Here is a 7572-nt window from a genome sequence, read left to right on the forward strand (position 1 = left end):
ACGCACAGAAGCGCTTCGCCGACCTCATCGCTTCGGCGGACTGACGCTGGCGGCAACCCACCTCGCTCCCGGCCTTGCGAATGCAGGGCCGGGAATGCACCGCCCTTACCCAGCCGGCTGACGAGATGAGCAAGAGCGAACGCCCCAACCTTCTGTTCCGCAACCTCAATGCGAAGGTCGCCTCGATCCCGATGATCCTCACCGCCATGGTGGTTTTCGTCGGCGGCACCGTTTGGACGGTGCTCTATTCCTTCACCAATTCGAAGCTCTTGCCGCGGCTGAATTTCGTCGGGCTCGACCAATACTACCGGTTGTGGGCGACGCCGCGCTGGCTGATCTCGATCGAAAACCTGCTGATCTACGGCGCGATCTCGCTGGTGTTCTCGCTGGTCATCGGCTTCCTGCTTGCAGCACTGCTCGATCAGAAGATCCGCTTCGAGGACACGTTGCGCACCATCTTCCTCTATCCTTTCGCGCTCTCCTTCATCGTCACCGGCCTGGTCTGGCAGTGGCTGCTCAATCCGGATTTCGGCATCCAGCATGTGGTCCGTGACTTAGGCTGGACGAGCTTCAGCTTCGACCCGCTCTACAATTCCAGCATCGTCATCTACGGCATATCGATCGCGGCGCTGTGGCAAGGCACAGGGCTCATCATGTGCCTGATGCTGGCCGGCCTGCGCGGCATTGACGAGGACATCTGGAAGGCGGCGCGGGTGGATGGGATCCCGATGTGGAAGACCTATCTGTTCATCGTCATCCCGATGATGCGGCCGGTCTTCATCACCACGCTCGTCATCATCGCTGCCGGCATCGTCAAGGTCTATGACCTCGTCGTGGCCCAGACCAGCGGCGGCCCGGGCATCGCCTCCGAAGTGCCGGCCAAATACGTCTACGACTATATGTTCTTCGCCCAGAACCTCGGCCAGGGCTTTGCTGCCTCGACCATGATGCTGCTCTCGGTGGTGATCGTCATCGTGCCCTGGGCCTATCTCGAGTTCGGGCGGCGCAAATGAGCATGGCAGACATCACCGCTCAAGCGAGCACCGCCGCCGGCGCGCGCCAGGGCATCACCGATCCCTACGGCCCGAAGCCGCGCCGCGTGATTTCGCGCCGCAACGTCTTCCTATACGGCACATTGTTCGTCATGGCGGTCTACTACCTCTTGCCGCTCTACGTCATGGTCGTCACCTCGCTCAAGGGCATGCCGGAGATCCGGCTCGGCAACATCTTCTCACCGCCGCTCGAGATCACTTTCGAACCGTGGGTCAAGGCGTGGTCGACTGCCTGCACCGGCCTTAACTGCGACGGACTTTCGCGCGGCTTCTGGAATTCGGTGCGCATCACCGTGCCGTCAGTGCTGCTGTCGATCGCCATCGCCTCGGTGAACGGTTATGCACTGGCCAATTGGCGCTTCAAGGGCGCCGATACGTTCTTCATCATCCTGATCGTCGGCGCCTTCATTCCCTACCAGGTGATGATCTATCCGATCGTCATCATCCTGCGCGAGATCGGCCTCTATGGCAGCCTCAGCGGGCTGGTGATCGTCCATTCCATTTTCGGCATGCCGATCCTGACGCTGCTGTTCCGCAATTATTTCTCCTCGATGCCGGAGGAGCTGTTCCGGGCGGCACGTGTCGACGGTGCCGGCTTCTGGGGCATCTTCCTGCGCATCATGCTGCCGATGTCGCTGCCGATCTTCGTCGTTGCCATCATCCTGCAGGTGACCGGCATCTGGAACGACTTCCTGTTCGGCGTCGTCTACACCCGCCCCGACACCTATCCGATGACGGTGCAGCTCAACAACATCGTCAATTCGGTGCAAGGCGTGAAGGAGTACAACGTCAATATGGCCGCAACCATCCTGACCGGGCTTGTGCCGCTCATCGTCTACTTCATCTCCGGCAAGCTTTTCGTACGCGGCATCGCCGCCGGCGCGGTGAAGGGGTGATGGCGATGACGGCAGCCAACGATACCAGCGTTTCGATCCAGGACCTGTCGCTGAATTTCGGCGCGGTGACCGTCCTGGAGACGCTCAATCTGGATGTCGCCGATGGCGAGTTCATCGTGCTGCTCGGGCCGTCCGGCTGCGGCAAGTCGACCTTGCTCAATTGCATTGCCGGCCTGCTCGACGTTTCCGAAGGCCGCATCTTCATCAAGGGCAAGAACGTCACCTGGGAAGAGCCCAAGGACCGCGGCATCGGCATGGTGTTCCAGTCCTATGCGCTCTATCCGCAAATGACGGTGGAGAAGAACCTGTCCTTCGGGCTGCGTGTCGCCGGCACGCCAAAAGAAGAGATCGCCAAGCGGATCGCGCGGGCGGCTGAAATCCTGCAGATCGAGCCGCTGCTGCAGCGTAAGCCGGCCGCACTTTCCGGCGGCCAGCGCCAGCGCGTCGCCATCGGACGGGCGCTGGTGCGCGATGTCGACGTGTTCCTGTTCGACGAGCCGCTGTCCAATCTCGATGCCAAGCTGCGCGCCGAACTGCGCGTCGAGATCAAACTGCTGCATCGCAAGCTGCAGAACACCATGATCTACGTCACCCACGACCAGATCGAGGCGATGACGCTGGCCGACCGCATCGCGGTGATGAAGGGCGGCGTCATCCAGCAGCTCGATGCGCCGCAGACCATCTACAACCGTCCGGTCAACCGTTTCGTCGCCGGCTTTCTCGGTTCGCCCGCAATGAACTTCGTCGATGGCCACCTGGAAGACGCCGACGGCGGCTGGCGGTTCGCGGCCGGGGATATCAAGATCCCGCTCGGCACTTACGACTTTGCCAAGCCTCCGGCTCCCGGCCCCGTCACATTCGGTATCAGGCCCGAGCATGTCAGCCTGAACAGCGGCACCGGCTGGCCGTTCTCGATGGCCGCCAATGTCGAGGTGGTCGAACCCATGGGCTCCGACACGCTGGTCTGGCTGAAGCTTGCCCAGCAGAATTTCAGCGTCCGAGTGACCTCGGAACGCACGCCCAAGAACGACGAGGCGGTGACGCTTGGATTCGATCCGATGCGCGCCTCGCTTTTCGACACCGCAACCGGCACACGCATCTAGCTTCCGAGAACCAACCTTCCAACGACGATCCCCAAGCAAAACGGACAGAGACGATGAATTGGTCATTCCAACTTTACAGCGCCCGCAATTTCCAACCCTGGGACGGTGTGCTCGCCATGCTCGGCAAGCTCGGCTACGCCCAGGTCGAAGGTTTCGGCGGCGTCTATGATGATCCCAAGGCATTCCGTGCCGAGCTCGACAGGAACGGGCTTGCCATGCCGACTGGGCATTTCTCGATCGACGCGCTCGAGAACGATTTTGACGGCGTGCGCAAAACCGCCGACGCACTCGGTATCACGCTGCTCATCTGCCCTTTCCTGATGCCCGACCAGCGGCCATCCGACGTGGCCGGCTGGCGTGGTTTCGGCGAACGCCTGGCCAAGGTCGGTGATGCCGCGAAAAAGGCCGGCTACGGCTTTGCCTGGCACAATCATGATTTCGAGTTCAAGAAACTTGCCGACGGATCGGTGCCGCAGGACCACATCCTGTCATCCGCGCCCGATGTCAGCTGGGAGATGGACGTTGCCTGGGTGGTGCGCGGCGGCGATGATCCGCTGCCGTGGATCGAGAAACACGGCAAGCGCATCAGCGCCGTCCACGTCAAGGACATGGCCAAGCCCGGCGAGGGGCTGGATGAGGATGGCTGGTCGGATGTCGGCCATGGCACCATCGACTGGGCCGGCCTGATCAAGGTGTTGCGTGCCAGGAGTGCTGCCCAATACTACGTCATGGAACAGGACAACCCCAACGACATCGAGCGTTTCGCCCGCCGCTCCATCGCAGCCGCCAAAACCTATTAGGAGCAATCAGCATGGCAAAGAAACTTGGCATCGGCGTGATCGGCTGCGGCAACATCTCGAAGGCGTATTTTTCGCTGGCGCCGCTGTTCCGCGGCATCGAGATGCGTGCCTGCGCCGACATCAACATGGAGGCGGCCAAGGCGCGGGCGAAGGAGTTCAAGCTGCGCGCCGAAACCGTCGAAGACCTGCTCAAGGCCGACGACATCGACATCATCGTCAATCTGACCATCCCGGCGGTGCACTATGAGGTGTCAAAGCAGATCCTCGACGCCGGCAAGCACGTCTATTCGGAAAAGCCGTTCGTGCTGTCGGTCAAGGAAGGGCTCGACCTTAAGAAGCGGGCGGAGAAAAAGGGTCTGCGCATCGGCTCGGCGCCAGACACTTTCCTCGGCGGCGCGCACCAGCTGGTACGCAACCTGATCGACACCGGCAAGCTTGGCAAGGTCACGAGCGGTACCTGCCATGTCATGGGTCACGGCATGGAGCACTGGCACCCCAATCCGGATTTCTTTTTCCAGCCAGGCGCGGGGCCGGTGCTCGACATCGGACCATATTACATCACCAATCTGATCCAGCTGATCGGGCCGGTGAAGCAGGTCGCGGCCTTCGCCACGACGCCAGCCAAGGAGCGCACGATCAGTTCAAAGCCGCGCGCGGGTGAAAAGATACCGGTCAACACACCGACGACCATCCATGGCCTGCTGGAGTTCGAGAACGGCGCCGTTATCACGCTCAACACCAGCTGGGACGTCTGGGCCCACGGCCACGCGCCGATGGAGCTTTATGGCGAGGCGGGTACGGTGTTTGTGCCGGACCCGAACTTCTTCGGTGGTGACGTTCGCTTCACCGTCGCGGCCAAACCGGTCAAGAAGCTGCCGAACTGGCCGCATCCGTTCGGCGTGCCCAACGAGATGCATTCGCAAGGCATGATGGCCAACTACCGCACGTCAGGCCTTGCCGATATGGCGGTGGCGATCGCGGAAGGCCGGCCGCACCGCTGTTCGATGGAGCTGGCGCTGCACGCCGTCGACGTGATGACCGGCCTGCTGCGTTCCGGCGAAACCGGCAAGTTCGTCGCCATGCAGACCACCTGCGAACGGCCGGCCGCACTTGGCGTCAAGGAAGCCAAGGCGCTTTTGGCGAAGAAGAAATAGGGCAGCACACCTCAACCCTCTCCCCGTTTCGACGGAGAGAGGGTAAGGGTGGGGGGCAGAGCCAACTCGCCGCGTTGTGACGAATGCAGCCGACCGGCTCGTTTCCATTCGAGGATTTTCCGATGCCCTACACGCCCGCCGAAAACCGTTACGAGAAAATGGTCTACAACCGCTGTGGCCGCTCCGGCCTGAAGCTGCCGGCGATCTCGCTGGGCCTGTGGCACAATTTCGGCAACGACACGCCGCATAAGACCAAGCAGGCGATCGCGCGCAAGGCCTTCGACCTCGGCATCACGCATTTCGACCTCGCCAACAATTACGGTCCGCCGCCCGGTTCTGCCGAAACCGCCTTCGGTGAGATCCTGCGCACCGACTTCGCTGCCTACCGCGACGAATTGATCATCTCGACCAAGGCCGGCTACCAGATGTGGGCCGGGCCCTACGGCGAATGGGGTGGGCGCAAATACATTCTGGCCAGCCTCGACCAGAGCCTCAAGCGGATGGGGCTCGACTATGTCGATATCTTCTATTCGCACCGTTTCGATCCCGACACGCCGCTGGAAGAAACGATGGGTGCGCTCGACCATGCCGTGCGCTCGGGCAAGGCGCTCTATGCCGGCATCTCGTCCTACAATTCGCAGCGCACGCGCGAGGCGGCCGATATCTTGAAGCAGCTTGGCACGCCTTGCGTCATCCACCAGCCGAGCTATTCGATGCTGAACCGCTGGGTGGAGGAAGACGGCTTGCTCGACACGCTCGAAGGGCTCGGCGTTGGCTCCATCGTGTTCTCGCCGCTGGCGCAAGGCATGCTGACGGACAAGTATCTCGGCGGCATTCCGGACGGCAGCCGTGCGTCGCAGGGCAAGTCGCTGAAGACAGCCTTCATCAACGACAAGACCATCGCCAACATCAAGGCGCTCGACGCCATCGCCGGCAGGCGCGGACAGACGCTGGCGCAGATGGCGCTGGCCTGGGTGCTGCGCAAGGGGAGGGTGACCTCGGCACTGATCGGCGCCAGCCGGCCGGAGCAGGTCGAGGACTGCGTCGGCGCGCTCAAGGCGCTCGACTTCAGCGATGCCGAACTCGCCGAGATCGACACCTACGCGCGCGAATCCGACATCAATCTGTGGGCGGCTTCTGCCGAGCGCAAAGGCCCGCCGAGGAAATAGGTCCGCTCGATAAGCCGGCAAAGCGAAAAACGGCGGGCAACCTGCCTGTTGCCCCGCTCCGATCGATGTTCTCGGCCGCCTTGCGGGCAGAATGCTGGAAACAGTAGCAAAAATGCCTGTTCGTCGCTATCTGGGGGGACATGGATCGTTTGTGCGCGGCGCAAGCGACGCAAGGCGAGTTGGAAACAGGATCATGGCGGCAAGGGATGTGCTGACGAAAAACCAGCTGTGCGTGCTCGAGAAACTCGAGACCGCCAGCGGACCGCTCAGTGCCTACACCTTGCTCGACCAATTGCGCGAGCGCGGTTTTCGCGCACCGCTTCAGGTCTATCGCGCGCTCGACACGCTGGTGAAGTCAGGTTTCGTGCATCGGCTTGAAAGCATCAATTCCTTCGTCGCCTGCGCCGAGCCGCATGACCACAGCCATTCGATGACTGCCTTCGCCATTTGCGACACATGCGGGCAGGTCACCGAGATGTCCGACCACGATGTCGGCCACAGCTTGGACGAATGGGTGCGCTCCACCGGCTTCGCCGCCAAGAAGGCGGTGATCGAGTTTCGCGGGACATGTGCCAAGTGTTTGGCTGAGGCGGCTTGAGGTGAGTTGATATTCAGATGATGCCGGCCTGCAAATGGCGGCTTCCTGCGCTTCCGGTGCTCACGTACGAAAAGTACGCTCCGCTCCGGCTCCCGGAATCCACCATTTTCGACTCGGCCTGATCTGAATCTCAACACACCTTGCGTTGGTGCTAATGCGCCTCGTCCCAATTGTTGGCGGCGCGCGCGTCGACATGCAGCGGCACCGACATCGAGACCGCCGGCATCGCCGCGTTTTCCATGACATGACGCACGACCGGGATCGTCGCCTCGACTTCCGCCTCGACGGTCTCGAAGATCAGTTCGTCATGCACCTGCAGCAGCATGCGTGCCGAAAGCCCTGCTCTTTCCAGCGCCTCCTCCATGCGGATCATGGCACGGCGGATGATGTCGGCGGCGGTGCCTTGCAGGCGGGCGTTGATCGAGGCTCGCTCGTTGAAAGCGCGCAGGGACGGGTTCGAGGAGCGGATGTCGGGGTAATGGATGCGGCGGCCGAAGATCGTTTCGACAAAGCCATGCTCGCGGGCATAAGCCTTGGTCTCCTCGATGTAATCGCGGATGCCGGGGAAGCGCTCGAAATATTTCTTGATGTAGTTGCCGGCTTCCTCGCGCGGGATCGACAACTGGTTGGCGAGACCGAAGGCCGAAATGCCGTAGATGATGCCGAAATTGATCGCCTTGGCGCGGCGGCGAACCTCCGAGGGCATGCCTTCGACCGGCACGTTGAACATCTCCGACGCGGTGATGGCGTGGATGTCGGCGCCGTCGGCGAAAGCCTGCCGCAGTTGCGGGATCTCGGCG

8 protein-coding genes are annotated in these 7572 nt (G+C 61.9%); 7 read left to right on the forward strand and 1 reads right to left on the reverse strand.

What is annotated here, in order from left to right; all coding sequences use genetic code 11:
- Window positions 1–125: 125 nt before the first annotated feature.
- The 7 genes from EN925_RS15080 to EN925_RS15110 all read left to right on the forward strand — a co-directional run bounded on the left by EN925_RS15080 (window position 126) and on the right by EN925_RS15110 (window position 6772).
- Window positions 126–1013: a sugar ABC transporter permease gene (locus EN925_RS15080; RefSeq protein WP_024504415.1), complete on the forward strand. Its 888-nt coding sequence runs from the start codon at window positions 126–128 to the stop codon at window positions 1011–1013.
- Between the two features lie 2 nt (window positions 1014–1015).
- The gene (locus EN925_RS15085) at window positions 1016–1948 is read left to right on the forward strand and encodes a carbohydrate ABC transporter permease (RefSeq protein ID WP_024504414.1); all 933 of its coding nucleotides are present in this window, start codon (window positions 1016–1018) and stop codon (window positions 1946–1948) included.
- Between the two features lie 5 nt (window positions 1949–1953).
- The gene (gene ugpC / locus EN925_RS15090) at window positions 1954–3051 is read left to right on the forward strand and encodes a sn-glycerol-3-phosphate ABC transporter ATP-binding protein UgpC (protein WP_013529542.1); all 1098 of its coding nucleotides are present in this window, start codon (window positions 1954–1956) and stop codon (window positions 3049–3051) included.
- A 53-nt stretch (window positions 3052–3104) separates the two neighbouring features.
- Window positions 3105–3851, forward strand: coding sequence for a sugar phosphate isomerase/epimerase (locus tag EN925_RS15095; RefSeq protein WP_013529543.1), 747 nt, complete (start codon window positions 3105–3107; stop codon window positions 3849–3851).
- Window positions 3852–3862: 11 nt separating this feature from the next.
- The gene (locus EN925_RS15100) at window positions 3863–5005 is read left to right on the forward strand and encodes a Gfo/Idh/MocA family oxidoreductase (protein ID WP_013529544.1); all 1143 of its coding nucleotides are present in this window, start codon (window positions 3863–3865) and stop codon (window positions 5003–5005) included.
- Window positions 5006–5127: 122 nt separating this feature from the next.
- Complete coding sequence (gene mgrA, locus EN925_RS15105; protein ID WP_013529545.1) at window positions 5128–6174, forward strand: L-glyceraldehyde 3-phosphate reductase; 1047 nt, start codon at window positions 5128–5130, stop codon at window positions 6172–6174.
- A 193-nt stretch (window positions 6175–6367) separates the two neighbouring features.
- Entirely contained in the window at window positions 6368–6772 is a 405-nt protein-coding gene (locus EN925_RS15110) for a Fur family transcriptional regulator (RefSeq protein WP_013529546.1), read from the forward strand.
- Between the two features lie 151 nt (window positions 6773–6923).
- Here the strand turns inward: EN925_RS15110 and EN925_RS15115 are convergent.
- Window positions 6924–7572, reverse strand: a 649-nt coding sequence (locus EN925_RS15115) for a DNA polymerase (RefSeq protein ID WP_245487226.1), incomplete at its 5' end; no start/stop codon positions are given.

This window comes from Mesorhizobium sp. M7A.F.Ca.US.006.04.2.1, assembly GCF_004022915.1.
In the GTDB taxonomy this organism is placed as follows: Bacteria; Pseudomonadota; Alphaproteobacteria; order Rhizobiales; family Rhizobiaceae; genus Mesorhizobium; species Mesorhizobium ciceri.

Excerpts from the sequence above, each read along its gene's own strand:
- EN925_RS15080 (WP_024504415.1), top strand. The coding sequence starts at position 126 with ATGAGCAAGAGCGAACGCCCCAACCTTCTGTTCCGCAACCTCAATGCG.
- EN925_RS15085 (WP_024504414.1), top strand. The coding sequence starts at position 1,016 with ATGGCAGACATCACCGCTCAAGCGAGCACCGCCGCCGGCGCGCGCCAG.
- ugpC (WP_013529542.1), top strand. The coding sequence starts at position 1,954 with ATGACGGCAGCCAACGATACCAGCGTTTCGATCCAGGACCTGTCGCTG.
- EN925_RS15095 (WP_013529543.1), top strand. The coding sequence starts at position 3,105 with ATGAATTGGTCATTCCAACTTTACAGCGCCCGCAATTTCCAACCCTGG.
- EN925_RS15100 (WP_013529544.1), top strand. The coding sequence starts at position 3,863 with ATGGCAAAGAAACTTGGCATCGGCGTGATCGGCTGCGGCAACATCTCG.
- mgrA (WP_013529545.1), top strand. The coding sequence starts at position 5,128 with ATGCCCTACACGCCCGCCGAAAACCGTTACGAGAAAATGGTCTACAAC.
- EN925_RS15110 (WP_013529546.1), top strand. The coding sequence starts at position 6,368 with ATGGCGGCAAGGGATGTGCTGACGAAAAACCAGCTGTGCGTGCTCGAG.